The organism is Streptomyces yunnanensis (assembly GCF_029011865.1).
Taxonomy (GTDB): Bacteria; Actinomycetota; Actinomycetes; order Streptomycetales; family Streptomycetaceae; genus Streptomyces; species Streptomyces yunnanensis.
Genome location: NZ_CP095749.1, coordinates 7,055,148 through 7,070,452 on the forward strand (window position 1 = coordinate 7,055,148; position 15,305 = coordinate 7,070,452).

Sequence of the window (15,305 nt, forward strand, 5' to 3'; positions counted from 1 at the left end):
CAGAACGCAGAAAGCGAGCTAGACGACAGCCATGGCTGAGGCTCAGACGACCATCCCGGCGGGTTCCACGACCTCCGGCTCCATCGCGGTGGCCGCGGAGTCCACCGTCGCCACCCGGATGAGCGCCCCGCCGTCCTACGACGTGGCGGACTTCCCCGTTCCGCACGGCCGCGAGGAGGAGTGGCGGTTCACGCCGCTGGCGCGGCTGCGCGGGCTGCACGACGGCACCGCCACCGCCGGCGGCCCCGACCTGAAGGTCGACATCACCGCGCCCGAGGGCGTCACCCACGAGCTCGTCGACCGCGCCGACCCGCGGGTCGGCAAGGCCGGCAAGCCGGTGGACCGGGTCGCCGCCCAGGCGTACAGCGCGTTCGAGAAGGCGTCGGTGGTCACCGTCCCCAAGGAGACGCAGCTCACCGAGCCGATCCGGATCCGGGTGCACGGCGAGGGCGGCACCGCCTTCGGCCACCAGGTCGTCGAGCTGGGCGCGTTCGCCGAGGCCGTCGTGGTCATCGACCACACCGGTGACGGCGTGCTCGCCGCCAACGTCGACTACGTCCTCGGCGACGGCGCCAAGCTGACCGTGGTCTCGGTCCAGGACTGGGACGACACCGCCGTCCACTGCGGCCAGCACAACGCCCTGGTCGGCCGGGACGCCACCTTCAAGTCCGTGGTCGTCACCTTCGGCGGCGACCTCGTCCGCCTGCACCCGCGGATCGACTACGCGGGCCCCGGCGCCGAGGCCGAGCTCTACGGCCTGTACTTCACCGAGCAGGGCCAGCACCAGGAGCACCGCCTGTTCGTGGACCACGACACCCCGAACTGCCGCTCGCACGTGACGTACAAGGGCGCGCTGCAGGGCCAGGACGCGCACGCGGTCTGGATCGGCGACGTCCTGATCCAGGCGGCGGCCACCGGCACGGACACCTACGAGCTCAACCGCAACCTCGTCCTGACCGACGGCGCGCGGGTCGACTCGGTGCCCAACCTGGAGATCGAGACCGGCGAGATCGTCGGCGCCGGCCACGCCTCGGCGACCGGCCGGTTCGACGACGAGCAGCTGTTCTACCTGATGGCCCGCGGCATCCCCGCCGACGAGGCGCGCCGTCTGGTCGTCCGCGGCTTCTTCGCCGAGCTGGTCCAGCAGATCGGTCTCCCGGACGTCGAGGAGCGTCTGATGAACAAGATCGAAGCCGAGCTGGAAGCATCCGCGGCATGAGCTACGTACGCGCGGCCGCGCTGAGCGAGCTGGAGGAGGACACCCCCAAGAGGGTGGAGATCGCCGGCACGCCGATCTCGCTGGTCCGTACCGAGGGCGAGGTGTTCGCGATCAACGACATCTGCTCGCACGCCAACGTCTCCCTCTCCGAGGGCGAGGTCGAGGACTGCGCGATCGAGTGCTGGCTGCACGGCTCCAGCTTCGACCTGCGCACCGGCAAGCCGTCCGGCCTCCCCGCGACGCGCCCCGTCCCCGTTTACCCCGTAAAGATCGAAGGGGACGACGTGCTCGTCTCCATCACCCAGGAGTCCTGAGTCACCCATGGCAACGCTTGAGATCCACGACCTGCACGTCTCCGTCGAGGCCGAGAACGGCCAGCGGGAGATCCTGAAGGGCGTCGACCTGACCGTGAAGCAGGGCGAGACGCACGCCATCATGGGCCCCAACGGCTCCGGCAAGTCGACCCTCGCCTACTCCCTCGCGGGACACCCGAAGTACACGATCACCGGCGGCATCGTCACCCTCGACGGCGAGGACGTCCTTGCGATGTCCGTCGACGAGCGCGCCCGGGCCGGCGTCTTCCTCGCCATGCAGTACCCGGTCGAGGTCCCCGGCGTCTCGGTCTCCAACTTCCTGCGCACCTCCGCCACCGCCATCCGCGGCGAGGCCCCCAAGCTGCGGCTGTGGGTCAAGGAGGTCAAGGAAGCCATGGAGCGCCTGCACATGGACCCCGCCTTCGCCGAGCGCAACGTCAACGAGGGCTTCTCCGGCGGTGAGAAGAAGCGCCACGAGATCCTCCAGCTGGAGCTGCTCCAGCCGAAGATCGCGATCCTCGACGAGACCGACTCCGGTCTGGACGTCGACGCGCTGCGGATCGTCTCCGAGGGCGTCAACCGCGTCCGCGAGACGGGTCAGGTCGGCACTCTGCTGATCACCCACTACACGCGCATCCTGCGCTACATCAAGCCCGACCACGTCCACGTCTTCGCCAACGGCCGGATCGCCGAGTCCGGCGGCCCGGAGCTGGCGGACAAGCTGGAGGCCGAGGGCTACGAGGCATACGTGAAGGGTGGTACGACCGCGTGACACAGCTGCCGGGCCTCCTCGACACAGAGGCGATCCGCAAGGACTTCCCCCTTCTGGACCGTCAGGTCCACGACGGGAAGAAGATCGTGTACCTGGACAACGCGGCGACCTCGCAGAAGCCGCGCCAGGTGCTGGACGCCCTGAGCGCCTACTACGAACGCCACAACGCCAACGTCCACCGCGGCGTGCATGTGCTCGCCGAGGAGGCCACGGCGCTGTACGAAGGCGCCCGCGACAAGGTCGCCGCCTTCATCAACGCGCCCAGCCGCGACGAGGTGATCTTCACCAAGAACGCCTCGGAGTCGCTCAACCTCGTGGCCAACATGCTGGGTTGGGCCGACGAGCCCTACCGGGTGGACCGCGAGACCGAGATCGTCATCACGGAGATGGAGCACCACTCCAACATCGTGCCGTGGCAGCTGCTCTCGCAGCGCACCGGCGCGAAGCTGAAGTGGTTCGGGCTGACCGACGACGGCCGGCTGGACCTCTCCAACATCGACGAGGTCATCACCGAGCGCACCAAGGTGGTCTCCTTCACCCTGGTGTCCAACCTCCTGGGCACGTACAACCCGGTCGAGACGATCATCCGTCGCGCCCAGGAAGTCGGCGCGCTGGTCTGCATAGACGCCTCGCAGGCCGCGCCGCACATGCCGCTGGACGTGCAGGCGCTGCAGGCGGACTTCGTGGCCTTCACCGGCCACAAGATGTGCGGCCCGACCGGAATCGGCGTGCTGTGGGGCCGCCAGGAGCTGCTGGAGGACCTCCCGCCGTTCCTCGGCGGCGGCGAGATGATCGAGACCGTCTCGATGCACTCCTCCACCTACGCCCCGGCGCCGCACAAGTTCGAGGCGGGTACGCCCCCGATCGCCCAGGCCGTCGGCCTCGGCGCCGCGGTGGACTACCTGACCGCGATCGGCATGGACAAGATCGCCGCGCATGAGCACGCGATCACCGAGTACGCCGTCAAGCGGCTGCTGGAGGTCCCCGACCTGAAGATCATCGGCCCGAGCACGGCCGAGGACCGCGGGGCGACGATCTCCTTCACGCTGGGTGACATCCACCCGCACGACGTGGGCCAGGTGCTGGACGAGCAGGGCATCGCGGTCCGGGTGGGACACCACTGCGCGCGCCCGGTCTGCCTGCGCTACGGAATTCCCGCGACCACGCGGGCGTCGTTCTATCTGTACTCCACCCCGGCGGAGGTCGACGCCCTGGTCGACGGCCTGGAGCACGTCCGCAACTTCTTCGGTTGACGGACACCGCACGAGCACAGCGGATGAGGACGAGGACTGACTGAGTCGTGAAGCTGGATTCCATGTACCAGGACGTCATCCTGGACCACTACAAGCACCCCCATGGGCGCGGTCTTCGGGACGGCGACGCCGAGGTGCACCACGTCAACCCCACGTGCGGCGACGAGATCACCCTGCGCGTGAAGTACGACGGCACGACGATCGAGGATGTGTCCTACGAGGGCCAGGGCTGCTCCATCAGCCAGGCCAGCGCGTCGGTGCTCAACGACCTCCTGGTCGGCAAGGAGCTCGGCGAGGCGCAGCGGATCCAGGAGACCTTCCTGGAACTGATGCAGTCCAAGGGCCAGGTGGAACCGGACGACGCGATGGAGGAGGTGCTGGAGGACGCGGTGGCGTTCGCCGGCGTCTCCAAGTACCCGGCGCGCGTGAAGTGCGCCCTGCTCAGCTGGATGGCCTGGAAGGACGCCACGGCCAAGGCCCTTTCCCAGGAGGCGAAGACCGCATGACCGACACCCCGACCACCACCAAGCCGGCCTCGGAGGAAGAGGTCCGCGAGGCGCTGTACGACGTCGTCGACCCGGAGCTGGGCATCGACGTCGTCAACCTCGGGCTGATCTACGGCATCCACATCGACGACGCCAACATCGCGACCATCGACATGACGCTGACCTCGGCGGCCTGCCCGCTGACCGACGTCATCGAGGACCAGGCGAAGTCGGCCACGGACGGCATCGTCAACGAGCTGAAGATCAACTGGGTCTGGATGCCGCCGTGGGGCCCGGACAAGATCACCGACGACGGTCGCGAACAGCTGCGTGCGCTGGGGTTCAACGTCTGAGCTTCGCTCCGCGGCGCTGCCGCACGGTCTTCGACGGCCGTGTCCACCGGTTCTCCGGCGGGCACGGCCGTTCCGTCGTTCCGGGCGGGCCGGCGCTCGTTGTGTACGGCCGTACGCAACGCTGTGTACGCTCGTACGCATGGCCTATGTGACGCTCGCCGGCGCGATCCTCTCCGAGATCCTCGCGACCACCTCGATGAAGTACAGCCACGGCTTCAGCAGGCTGTGGCCCTCGCTCGGCACCGCGGTCGGCTATGTCGTGGCCTTCGCGCTGCTGGCCCAGACGCTGAAGTCGATGAGCGTCGGGACCGCGTACGCGATCTGGTCCGGGGCCGGCACCGCGGTGATCGCCGCGATCGGCATGGTCTTCCTGGGCGAGAGCACCAGCGCGCTCAAGGTCCTCGGGGTGCTGCTGGTGATCGCCGGCGTGGTGGTGCTCAACCTCGACGGTGCGCACTGATGGCCCGGCGCTACGACCCGGACCGGCGGCAGCGGATCATCGACGCGGCGCTCGCGGTGGTCCGGGAGCGGGGCATCGCCGGGCTCAGCCACCGCGCGGTGGCCGCCGCCGCGGACGTCCCGCTGGGCTCCACGACGTACCACTTCGCGACCCTCGACGACCTGCTGGTCGCCGCGCTGCGACAGTCCAACGGCCGGTGGCTGGCGGACTTCGCACGCTGGGTGGACGGCATCGACCTCGCGGTGCCGCTCGCCGACGAGGTGGCCCGACTGGTCGGCGAGACCCTCGCCGGGGACCGTTCGCGGGTGGAGCTGGAGTACGACCTGTATCTGGCCGCGCTGCGGCACGAGGCGGTGCGGCCGATCGCCGCCGAGTGCCTGGACGAGATGGAGACGCTGCTGGCCCGGCGGATCGGCGACCGGGCCACCGCCCGGGCGGTGGTGGCCTTCACCGACGGGCTGCTGCTCCAGCACCTGCTCACCGACCGACCCTTCCAACCGGGCGTGGTGCGCGAGGGGTTGGCGGGGGTGCTGGGCGCCTCCCGCTGACCGGCGGCGACGGCCGGGTGACTGGTGCGACCGTACGAGAGGGGCGGTGCCGGCGGGCCCCCGGGATCGTGCGACCGTACGGGCCGGGACCGACCGCTGAGACCGGTTCGCCTCCGCGGGCCGGCTCCGGTTAGGTTTCCAGCATGACCGATGCTGCAACTCTTCGTACGACCGGCGCCGTCGCCGCCGGGCTCGCCACCGTCGCCTCCGACGGCACCGTTCTCGACACCTGGTTCCCCGCGCCCCAGCTGGTCGACGCGCCCGGCCCGGCCGGCACCGAGCAGCTGGCGGACGACCGCGCCGCCGAGCTGCTGGGCGACGCCGTCCGCAAGGCGATCGGCCCCGACCCGGTCCGCGGCGTGGAGGTCGTCGCCGTCCGCACGGTCATCGCCTCCCTGGACGACAAGCCGCTGGACGCGCACGACGCCTACCTGCGCCTGCACCTGCTCAGCCACCGCCTGGTCAAGCCGCACGGCCAGAGCCTGGAGGGCGTCTTCGGCCTGCTGGCCAACGTCGCCTGGACCTCGCTCGGCCCGGTGCCCGTCGACCAGCTGGAGACGGCCCGGCTGAACGCCCGCGCCGAGGGTCTGCACCTCCAGGTCACCAGCGTCGACAAGTTCCCGCGGATGACCGACTACGTGGCGCCCGCCGGCGTCCGGATCGCCGACGCCGACCGGGTGCGGCTGGGCGCCCACCTCGCGGCCGGCACCACCGTCATGCACGAGGGCTTCGTCAACTTCAACGCCGGCACGCTGGGCACCTCCATGATCGAGGGCCGGATCAGCGCCGGCGTGGTGATCGGCGACGGCACCGACATCGGCGGCGGCGCCTCCACGATGGGCACCCTCTCCGGCGGCGGCAAGCAGATCATCTCGATCGGCGAGCGCTGCCTGCTCGGCGCCGAGTCCGGCATCGGCATCGCGCTGGGCGACGAGTGCGTGGTCGAGGCCGGCCTGTACGTGACCGCGGGCACCCGGGTCACGCTGCCCGACGGCCAGATCGTCAAGGCGCTGGAGCTGTCCGGTGCCGACAACATCCTCTTCCGCCGGAACTCCACCACCGGCACCGTCGAGGCCCGCCCGAACAAGGCGGTCTGGGGCGGTCTGAACGAGATCCTGCACAGCCACAACTGACCGGGCACGCCTGCGCAGTTGCCGCCCCGGGCCCACCGGCCCGGGGCGCGCGCATGCCGGGCGCCGGACGGCAGCGGGACGTTGCGGACACGACCATAGGGTGGGGCCATGCGTGATCTGGTAGCAGGGATGCGGTATCTGGGGCGGGGCATGCGCTGGACGGCGCAGCACGGCCGGTGGTGGGGGTTCGGGCTGATTCCCGCACTGGTCGCACTGGTGCTGTACGCGGGGGCGCTCATCGGGCTGGCCCTGTGGTCCGGCGACCTCGCCGCCTGGGCGACCCCGTTCGCCGACGGCTGGGGCTCCCCGTGGCAGGGGCTGCTGCGGGGGCTGTTCGTGGCGCTGCTGCTGGCCGGCGGGCTGATGCTGTCGGTGCTGACGTTCACCGTCGTCACCCTGCTGATCGGCGACCCCTTCTACGAGTCGCTGTCGGAGCAGGTCGAGCGCAGCGAGGGCCACTGCCCGCCCGGCCCGGACCGCCCGCTGTGGCGGGAGATCGGCATCGCGGTGCGGGAGATGATCCCGGTGCTGCTGCGGGCCGCCGGGTTCGGGGTGCTGTTCTTCCTCCTGGGCTTCCTGCCGGTCGTCGGGCAGACCGTCGTTCCGGCCGTCGGCTTCTGCGTCTCCGGCTTCTTCCTCGCCGTGGAGCTGACCACGGTGGCGATGCAGCGCCGGGAGGTGCCGGTGCGCGAGCGGCTGCGGCTGCTGCGCGGCCGGCCGGGCCTGGCGGTCGGCTTCGGGACGCCGCTGGTGCTGCTGTTCCTGATCCCGTTCGTGGCGGTGCTGCTGATGCCGGGCGCGGTGGCCGGGGCCACCCTGCTGGTGCGGGACCTGGTGCCCGCCGGGCCGGGCGCGGGGCCGGACGCCGGGCCGGCGGTCGCGGACGGGGACGAGCCCGAGGGACGGGCGGTGCCCGCAGCCCGGTGACCGCGCCCCACGGGCGCCCGGAACGACGGAAGCGGCCGCCGCACCGGTGAGTGCGGCGGCCGCTCGGGCGTACTGCCCTACCCGTGTCAGTCAGCCTTGCGCGACCGCGGCTTCAGGTCCTGGGTGCGCTCTGCTGCGGACTCCTCCGACCGCGGCCGGTGCTGGTCGGAGCGCCGCTCGGCGGCCCGGTCCTGCTTGCCCGACTTACGGTTCTGCGACTTCGGCATCATGACTCCCTTTGTCTCGCCGAAAATGGTGCTTACCAGCCCAGTACCGCACCCCCGGGAGCGATCGGCCCCCGGAGGTGGGCCGGTGGAGTGACGGGACGGTCACCCCGGGTGAGGCGAGGGGCAGGGGTGTCGGGCGTCAGGGCTTGATCCGCAGCACCTGCGGGTCGTGGTCGCTGGTCTGGTCCGCGTACTCGGCGTTGATGTGCACGATGTCGTAGTCGGTCCGGGTCAGCGCCTGGCTGGTGAGCAGGTGGTCCAGCACCTGCGAGTTGCCCTGGTAGACGTAGCTGTAGCGCTCGGCGACCGGCAGCCTGGTGACCTGGTCGGTGAGCACGCCGCCGCCGGTGAGGGTCTTCAACGCCGGTGAGAACTGGTAGTCGTTGAGGTCACCGGCCACCACCACGTCGGCCTTCGGGTCCTTGGCCAGAAGCCCCTTGACGAAGCCGTTGACCAGCTTCGCCTGGGCGGTGCGCTGGGTCTCCGAGGTCCGGGCCGGCGGTTGGAAGCGGCTGTCCAGGCCCTGGTCGCCGCCCTTGGAGTTGAAGTGGTTGGCGATCACGAAGACCCGGCGGTCGGGCTTGCCGCGCAGCGCGAACTCGCCGACCAGCGGCTTGCGGCTGGACTTCCACGCCGCGTCGGCCGGCGCGATCCGGCCCGGCGACGCCGACAGCCCGGCCCGGCCGTGGTCGTCGACGACCTTGACCGGCGTGGTCGCGTCGCCGCCCTTGACGTCCGTGAACGCCACCCGCTGCGGGTTGAAGAGGAACGCCACCCGGATGTTGCCGCCCGGCTGGCCGCCGTCCTGGTCGTTCTGCGGGTCGATGGACCGCCACTCGTACGCCGGGCCGCCGGCCGCCTTGACGGCGTCGGTGAGCTTCTTGAGGGTGACGCCCGCGGTGACCGTCCCGTCGTCCTTGGCGCCGCTGTCGTCCTGGACCTCCTCCAGGGCGACGACGTCCGGCGCTGCGAGGTTGTGCACCAGCCCCTTCGCCAGCCGGTCGAACTTGGACTGCGGGTTGTCCGGCGCGAGGTTCTCGACGTTGTACGTGGCCACCGCCAGCTCGTCGGCCGTCTGCTTGCGGGTGACCTCCGGCGCCGGGGTGTGGGCGGCGAGCGTGCCCAGTTCGGTGGCCTGGACGGTGTAGCCGCCGAAGTTGTCGTAGTCCAGCGGGCCGGCGGTGGTGCCGGTCAGCCGGTCGCCGACGTCGGCCACCGGGAACGGCCGTTGGGAGAAGGGGATCAGCGACTGGACCTTGATCCGGCCGCCGTTGGGGTCGGCGTAGGAGCCGTAGAGGGTGCCGCCGCGGGCGGTGCGGTGGTGGTCGGGGGTGGCGGTCGCCCACAGCTCGTGGTGGGTGTTGGTGGGGCCGACGACCCGGGCGTCGGAGAGCGCGACCCGCATGCCCTCCAGCGACTCCAGGCGGTCCAGGGCGTACTTGGTGGGCCGCAGGGTGAGCGATTCGATGCTCCTGCCGCCCGCTCGGGGCGCGTAGGCCGCGGGAATCGTGGACGCGTCGAGCTTGACCGGGGTCGGCAGCGGCTGCTTGCCGGCGCCGACCGTCCAGGTGGCGTCGGTGATCTCGGTGACGGACTGGCCACCGGCGTCCTTGCCGCCCGGGTAGTACTCGCTGACCGTGCCGCCGAAGGTGAGCGCGTCGCCGACCGCGACCGCGGGCGTCTCCTTGCCGGTGAAGACGAAGACCGCCTCGCTGGTCGCCGGATCGTTGTCCGGGTGCGGGTCCTGTACCCAGAAGCCGCGGGACGAGCCGAACGCCCGGACCGCGGTCACGATGCCGGGCACGTCGCCGACCTGCTTCCCGACCAGCGGGGATATCCGGGTCCTGCCTTGTATGTCGTGGATCCGGGTGCCGGCCGCCGAAGCGGACTGCACGCTGAGCAGTCCGCCGGCGAGGGCGGCACAGGCGGCCACCGCACTGAGGGCGACCGGCCTGCGGAGCGTACGACGGGATGGCATCCAAGCCTCCGGAGAAAGGGGGGTAGGGGGGTGGAAGAAGCGGCGGAGCGGGACCGGCGCTCGCGCTACGCGCGTCAATCTCTTGTGTGCGCAAGGGAGTTGTCAAGGTTCTCCCGGTGGACGGGAGCGTACGGGAGGGTGAACCGCCCGAGATGGGGAGAATTCCGTCTACGCTTGGGCGGCGCACAAGCCGACGTCCGTCCGAGGAGCTGAGCCCGATGCCCGCAGACCGCCCCACCATGCCGCCGGTGCGGCTGCACCCCGAAGCGGAGCTGGCCCGCGACGCGCTGAGCGCCCCGCTGCTGGCCCGGGCCGCCAGGCTCGCGCGCTGGGCCGGGACCGGCGTCCCGGTCGGCGTCGGCGGCGAGCTGGTCGACAAGTCGCTGGTCGCCGCCACCGAGCACCTGGGCCTGGCCGGCGACGAGGAGGGCCCGGCCTACACCGCCGAGGCGTGGCAGCTGGCGGTCGACACCGGACTGGTCGAGATCACCGAGGACGACGAGCTCGACGACGCCGCCGCGGTGGACCTCCCCGACGACGCCGCGGTCGGCACCGCCACCCCCGGCGAGGAGCTGGCCCTGCTCACCTCCGGCAGCCCCCAGGACGTCCTGGACATCTGGCTCGGCGGCATGGAGACGGTGCTCGCCGACGCGGTCGCCCCGGACCTCTCCGACATCGCCGAACAGCTCGCCGACGGCGGCGAACTGGACCTGGACGCCCTGGACTGGAACCCGGAGGAGGAGGCCGAACTGCTGGACGGCATCCTCGGCAACCTCTACCTCCTCAGCGCCCTGAACGAGGTCCCGGGCCAGGACGTCCCGCTGCCCGCGCTGGCCGCCTCCATGATCGTCCCGGACGACATGGACGAGCCCACCGACGAGATCCTCGAAGAGGTCTCCGCGGCGATGATGCGGCTCGACGACCAGTTCCGGGTGCTGGAGCCGATCGGACTGGTCGCCTACCGGCCGGTCGACGAGGCGCTCATCGAGGAACTGGACGAGGACGGCGACACGGTCCGGGCCGCCGAGCCGCTGGCGGACGAGGACGTCGCCCGGTACGGCATGGTCCGGCTCACCCCGCTCGGCGTCTGGGCGGTCCGCGCCCGGATGCTGGACGCCGGCGTGGACGCCCCCGCCGTCGGCGACCTCGCCGACAAGAACGCAGACGCCCTGCTGGCCGCGCTGCCCGACTACCCCGAGGTACTGGCCCAGGCGGAGTCCGAGCAGTGGCTGGCCGCCCGCACCCCGCTGGACGCCGCCCGGGACCTGCTCGCGGCGGCCCGCGGCGACGACGAGTACGGCCCGCTGCGCCGGCTCGCCGCCCAGCAGACCCTCTCGCTGGTCGCCCCCGAGGCCGAGCCGGCGCTGCGCGAGGTGCTCGACGACCGGTACCTGGGCGGACTGGCCCGGGTCTGGCTCGCCGAGCGCGGGCTGCCCGACATCCCCGAGCCGTCCCAGGACATGGTCTTCTGGCTGACGGTGGACACCATCGCGGCCCAGCTGGGCGACACCGACGACGCGGCGACGGCCGAACTCCGCGAGCTGGTGCAGGGCCTGACCGAGCAGCACAGCGGGTTCTTCGACGAGGTCTGGCGGGTGGACCACCCGGCCACCGCGGAGGTGCTGGAGGTCATGGGGCAGCTCCACCCGGACAAGAAGGCCGCCAAGGAGGCACGCAAGGCCGCCTTCAAGGCGCGGTCGCGGCAGGCCGACTGACGCGGGGCCGGCCGGGGCGCGGCGTCAGTCGCTCCGGTGCGGCCGGTGGTTGCGCCGGAGCTCAGTCGCCCGGCGCCGCCGCAGTGATCAAGTAGTAGTCCAGCAGCCCCGTCTGATACGCCGTCAGGTACTGCCGGGGCCACTTGTCGCGCAGCTCCGGCCGCTGCTCCATGTAGCGGTCGTAGGGCTCCCAGACGCCGTCGCCGATCGGGGTCACCGCGACGTCCCGCAGCCCGGCCGCGTCGAACGTGGCGGCCACGTCGTCCACCAGGTGCGGGACGTCCAGCCCGTCGGCGTACGGGGGCAGCAGCTCGGGCAGCACCCGGACCGCCTCCGGGACCCGGGCGAAGAACGTGGTCAGCGCGAACTGGCCGGCCGGGCGGAGCACCCGCACCGCCTCCCGTGCGAAGCCGGCCAGGTCGCGGAAGTGCTGGGCGGCCTCGACGGAGTAGACGAAGTCGGCGCAGGCGTCCGGCAGCGGCATCCGCTGGGCCGGGCCGAGCACGAACTCCAGCCGGCGGGGGCCGGCGTCCTCGCGGAGCAGTTCGGCGTTGGCCTCCAGGGCGCGGGCGATCTGGTCCGGGTGGGCGTCCAGGCCGATCAGCGACCCGAAGTCGAACTCCCGCAGGGCCAGCGCACAGCCCAGCCCGCGTCCGCAGCCGACCTCCAGGGCGGTGCGGCCGCGCGGCCGGTCGAAGGTGTCCAGCACCAGCCGGTAGAGGTCCTGCTCGCTGCGGACCCGGTCCTCCTCGGTCAGCGGGCGGTCCGCGAGCTCGGGCAGCCAGGCCCAGTAGCCGAAGTTGATGAAGCCGCCGGCGAACGCGGGGACGGTGCTGAGGTCCTCCTCGCCGTAGGTGGCGGCGACCCGCTCGGGGAGGTCCGGGCGGGCTGCGCCGTCCGGGTGGTCCGGGTGCCCGGGCCGGTCGGGTCCGCCGGCCGGGGGCGGCTGCTGGGTCATCGGACGCTCCTCGTCGTAAGCCGTGGGGGAGGGGGGCCGAGGGGGACGGGATCCCGGGTGTGTGCGGAGGGTGGGGGGAAGGCGGGCGCGACGGTGTCGACGACACAATTCTCGGTCCTCGACCGCTCCCGCACCAGGGCGGCACACCCGCCGGCGGCGGTGCCGACCGACCGGGGCCGGCCGGTGGGGCGGGTGCGGGACGGGGCGGCCCCGCACCCACCACGGGCGCGGGCTACAGCGCGGCGGCCGCGGGCTTGACCATGCCGCGCACCGTACGGGCGTCGACGAAGTCGCCCAGCGCGGTCATCTCCCACTCGCCGGAGTACTGCCGGATCAGCTTGGCCATCATCACGCCGGTGTGCGGCTCGGCGCCGGTCAGGTCGAAGCGGACCAGCTCCTCGCCGGTCTGCGCGTCGGTCAGCCGGCAGTACGCCTTGGTGACCTCGGAGAACTTCTGGCCGGAGAAGGAGTTGACGACGAAGACCAGGCCGGTGACCTCCGGGGGGATCCCGCCGAGGTGGACGGTGATCACCTCGTCGTCGCCGGCGCCGTCGCCGGTGAGGTTGTCGCCGGAGTGCTGGATCGCCGCGTCGAGGATCCTGAGCTTGCCGAAGTAGCAGGCGTCGATCTTGCCGCGGTCCGGGCCGTAGGCGATCACCGAGGCGTCCAGGTCGATGCTCCGGCCGCGGCGGGCGGGCTCCCAGCCCAGGCCCATCCGGACCGAGCTGAGCAGCGGGCGGCCGCCCTTGACCAGGGAGACGGTCTGGTTCTTCCGGAGGCTGACCCGGCCCTTGTCGAGGTTGACCTTGCCGGCGGCCGGCGGGACCGGCGCGGCGGGCTCGCCGGGGGCCTGCGGCGGCGGGGCGACCGGGGCGGGGGCGCCGACGGGCGGTGCCCACTGCTCCGGCGGGACGGGCGCCGGGGGCGCCGGCGGGGTCTGGGGGGCCGGCGGCGCCTGGGCCGCGGGCGGGGCGGCCGGCTCCTCCACGCTCACGCCGAAGTCGGTGGCGATGCCGGCGAGGCCGTCCGCATACCCCTGGCCGACCGCGCGGACCTTCCAGCCGCCGCCGCGGCGGTAGATCTCCACCACGACCAGCGCGGTCTCCGTGCCCAGCTGCGGCGGGGTGAAGGCGGCCAGCACGCCGCCGCCGTCGGCGTCGCGGACCGTGCCGGTCGGCTCGGTGCCGGCGAAGGTCGCGCCGGGCGCGTCCAGGCTCGCGGTGACCACGACCTTGTCGATGTCCGCGGGCACCGCGGCGGTGTCCACCGTGATGGTGTCGCCGTCCGGCGCCGAGCGATGGCTCACCCCGGGCCCCGCGGGCTGGTTGTAGAACACGAAGTCGTCGTCGGAGCGCACCTTGCCGCCGGCCGTCAGCAGCAGGCCCGACACGTCCAGCCGCACGGGGGCGGTGACGGTCACCGCCACCCGCGCGGCGGTGAGCGGGAGGTTCGAGCCAGGAGTCATTGCGGTCATGCCAGCCCTAACGGTCAGCGGGCGTACGCGGTTCCCTGCGGGGGCCGTCCCGGAACCGTCCGGGGCGGCCGTCCCCGCCGGTCAGCGTCGGGCCCGGGAGTTGCCGAAGAGCAGCCGGTAGGCGATCAGCAGGACCAGGGCGCCGGCCACCGCGGCGATCCACATGGCCGGGTCGTAGAAGTCCTTGGGTATCGGGCGGTGCAGGATGCGGGTGGAGAGCCAGCCGCCGATGAAGGAGCCGGCGATGCCGATCAGGGTGGTGCCGACGAGGCCGCCCGGGTCCCGCCCCGGCAGCAGGACCTTGGCGATCACGCCCGCGATCAGGCCCAGGACGAGCCAGCTGACGATGCCCATGGTGTGTTACCTCGTTCTCGCGTGGTGTGCTTGCGCCTGCCGGAACGCGGGGTGCCGGCAGGCGTCGTGCCCTCAAGGACGCCGGGGGGCGGGGACGAGGTTCCGTAGGGTGGTGGATCATCCGGAATCGCGGTCAGTGCTGCCACATGGGAGGGTTTGTGCAGAAAGATCCGCCGAGGTGGGCGTGTTCGGGGTCGTCCGGGTCGAGCTCCCCTTGTGCGGCGAGGAGTTGCGCGGCGTACGGCTCGGAGTCGTCCTGCGGGTCGTAGCCCAGTGCGCGGGCGGTCGTCAGGTCCCACCACAGCCGGGTGTTGGCGGAGGAGGCGTAGGCGATGGTGTGGCCGACGTGTTCGGCGGTGAGCGCGGCGTGCAGCAGTCGGGCGCAGTCCGCCGGGCTCAGCCAGAGGGAGAGCATCCGCACGGTGGTCGGCTCCGGGAAGCACGAGCCGATGCGCAGGGAGACGGTCTCGATGCCGTGCCGGTCCCAGTAGAGGGCGGCGAGGTCCTCGCCGAAGCCCTTGGAGAGGCCGTAGAAGGTGTCCGGGCGGTGCGGGGTGTCGACCGGGATGGCCGCGGAACCGTCCGGCGGGCGCGGGGTGAAGCCGACGGCGTGGTTGGAGGAGGCGAAGACCACCCGGCGCACGCCCGCCTCGCGGGCCGCCTCGTAGAGCCGGTAGGTGCCCTCGATGTTGGCCCGCAGGATCTTCTCGAACGACGACTCCAGGGAGATGCCGGCGAGGTGGACGATCGCGTCGACCCCGTGGACCGCCGCGCGCAGCGCCTCGGTGTCGGCCAACTCCGCGGTGACGGCGTCCGGTTCGCCCTCGATCGGCCGCTGGTCGAACAGCCGCAGCCGGTAGCCGTACGGCGGCAGCAGCGCGCGCATCAGGGTGCCGACGCCGCCGGCGGCGCCGGTGAGCAGGACGGTGCGGGGTGCGGTCATGGGCGGAACTCCTCCGACTGGTCGGTGCGGCCGTATGCACGGACCAGGTTCATATGGATGGACGAGGTGGATGGAGGGACACGCTAGGGAGCACCTCCGGGCCGGTCAAGACACTTGATCGGGCGGTCAAATCGGCTTGTGCGGCACGGGATTGGGACCCTTGACCCGCCCGGGCGGCCGGAATACCGTTAC

Annotated in this window: 17 protein-coding genes; 11 read left to right on the forward strand and 6 right to left on the reverse strand. The window is 72.1% G+C overall.

All coding sequences use genetic code 11. The features are described 5' to 3' along the window. Positions 1 to 31 precede the first annotated feature (31 nt). The 10 genes from sufD to MOV08_RS30765 all read left to right on the forward strand — a co-directional run bounded on the left by sufD (position 32) and on the right by MOV08_RS30765 (position 7,464). Positions 32 to 1,219 carry a Fe-S cluster assembly protein SufD gene (sufD, locus tag MOV08_RS30720; protein ID WP_275309646.1) on the forward strand — a complete coding sequence of 396 codons (1,188 nt, stop codon included), beginning with the start codon at positions 32 to 34 and terminating at the stop codon, positions 1,217 to 1,219. Then, a complete protein-coding gene (locus tag MOV08_RS30725) occupies positions 1,216 to 1,533 on the forward strand; it encodes a non-heme iron oxygenase ferredoxin subunit (RefSeq protein WP_073444996.1) in 318 nt (105 codons plus the stop codon). The genes sufD and MOV08_RS30725 overlap by 4 nt, the downstream gene beginning before the upstream one ends. A gap of 7 nt (positions 1,534 to 1,540) precedes the next feature. After that, the gene (sufC, locus tag MOV08_RS30730; RefSeq protein WP_275309647.1) at positions 1,541 to 2,305 is read left to right on the forward strand and encodes a Fe-S cluster assembly ATPase SufC; all 765 of its coding nucleotides are present in this window, start codon (positions 1,541 to 1,543) and stop codon (positions 2,303 to 2,305) included. After that, the gene (locus MOV08_RS30735; protein ID WP_039637563.1) at positions 2,302 to 3,558 is read left to right on the forward strand and encodes a cysteine desulfurase; all 1,257 of its coding nucleotides are present in this window, start codon (positions 2,302 to 2,304) and stop codon (positions 3,556 to 3,558) included. The genes sufC and MOV08_RS30735 overlap by 4 nt, the downstream gene beginning before the upstream one ends. A 47-nt stretch (positions 3,559 to 3,605) precedes the next feature. After that, positions 3,606 to 4,064: a Fe-S cluster assembly sulfur transfer protein SufU gene (gene sufU / locus MOV08_RS30740; RefSeq protein WP_018536854.1), complete on the forward strand. Its 459-nt coding sequence runs from the start codon at positions 3,606 to 3,608 to the stop codon at positions 4,062 to 4,064. Next, complete coding sequence (locus tag MOV08_RS30745) at positions 4,061 to 4,396, forward strand: metal-sulfur cluster assembly factor (protein WP_033270552.1); 336 nt, start codon at positions 4,061 to 4,063, stop codon at positions 4,394 to 4,396. Before sufU ends, MOV08_RS30745 begins: the two co-directional genes overlap by 4 nt. Before the next feature lie 139 nt (positions 4,397 to 4,535). Then, entirely contained in the window at positions 4,536 to 4,856 is a 321-nt protein-coding gene (locus tag MOV08_RS30750) for a DMT family transporter (protein ID WP_039637564.1), read from the forward strand. Next, on the forward strand, positions 4,856 to 5,404 hold the full coding sequence (locus MOV08_RS30755) for a TetR/AcrR family transcriptional regulator (protein ID WP_275309648.1): 549 nt from the start codon (positions 4,856 to 4,858) through the stop codon (positions 5,402 to 5,404). The genes MOV08_RS30750 and MOV08_RS30755 overlap by 1 nt, the downstream gene beginning before the upstream one ends. Positions 5,405 to 5,547: 143 nt before the next feature. Further along, positions 5,548 to 6,537, forward strand: coding sequence for a 2,3,4,5-tetrahydropyridine-2,6-dicarboxylate N-succinyltransferase (gene dapD, locus MOV08_RS30760; RefSeq protein ID WP_275309649.1), 990 nt, complete (start codon positions 5,548 to 5,550; stop codon positions 6,535 to 6,537). Between the two features lie 108 nt (positions 6,538 to 6,645). Beyond that, positions 6,646 to 7,464: an EI24 domain-containing protein gene (locus tag MOV08_RS30765; protein WP_275309650.1), complete on the forward strand. Its 819-nt coding sequence runs from the start codon at positions 6,646 to 6,648 to the stop codon at positions 7,462 to 7,464. A gap of 86 nt (positions 7,465 to 7,550) precedes the next feature. Here MOV08_RS30765 and MOV08_RS30770 read toward each other — a convergent pair whose 3' ends face one another. Beyond that, positions 7,551 to 7,691: a hypothetical protein gene (locus MOV08_RS30770; protein WP_203232597.1), complete on the reverse strand. Its 141-nt coding sequence runs from the start codon at positions 7,689 to 7,691 to the stop codon at positions 7,551 to 7,553. A gap of 139 nt (positions 7,692 to 7,830) precedes the next feature. Beyond that, positions 7,831 to 9,669, reverse strand: a complete 1,839-nt coding sequence (locus MOV08_RS30775) for an endonuclease/exonuclease/phosphatase family protein (protein WP_275309651.1) — start codon at positions 9,667 to 9,669, stop codon at positions 7,831 to 7,833. Between the two features lie 218 nt (positions 9,670 to 9,887). On the opposite strand from MOV08_RS30775, the gene MOV08_RS30780 reads away from it, so the two are divergent. Then, positions 9,888 to 11,384, forward strand: coding sequence for a hypothetical protein (locus MOV08_RS30780; protein WP_275309652.1), 1,497 nt, complete (start codon positions 9,888 to 9,890; stop codon positions 11,382 to 11,384). 61 nt (positions 11,385 to 11,445) lie between these two features. Here MOV08_RS30780 and MOV08_RS30785 read toward each other — a convergent pair whose 3' ends face one another. The 4 genes from MOV08_RS30785 to MOV08_RS30800 all read right to left on the reverse strand — a co-directional run bounded on the left by MOV08_RS30785 (position 11,446) and on the right by MOV08_RS30800 (position 15,113). Continuing rightward, positions 11,446 to 12,342: a class I SAM-dependent methyltransferase gene (locus tag MOV08_RS30785; protein WP_275309653.1), complete on the reverse strand. Its 897-nt coding sequence runs from the start codon at positions 12,340 to 12,342 to the stop codon at positions 11,446 to 11,448. A gap of 232 nt (positions 12,343 to 12,574) precedes the next feature. Beyond that, the gene (locus MOV08_RS30790) at positions 12,575 to 13,807 is read right to left on the reverse strand and encodes a TerD family protein (protein ID WP_275309654.1); all 1,233 of its coding nucleotides are present in this window, start codon (positions 13,805 to 13,807) and stop codon (positions 12,575 to 12,577) included. 90 nt (positions 13,808 to 13,897) lie between these two features. Beyond that, positions 13,898 to 14,170, reverse strand: a complete 273-nt coding sequence (locus MOV08_RS30795; RefSeq protein WP_067352953.1) for a GlsB/YeaQ/YmgE family stress response membrane protein — start codon at positions 14,168 to 14,170, stop codon at positions 13,898 to 13,900. Positions 14,171 to 14,303: 133 nt separating this feature from the next. Further along, entirely contained in the window at positions 14,304 to 15,113 is an 810-nt protein-coding gene (locus tag MOV08_RS30800; protein ID WP_275309655.1) for an NAD-dependent epimerase/dehydratase family protein, read from the reverse strand. Positions 15,114 to 15,305 lie beyond the last annotated feature (192 nt).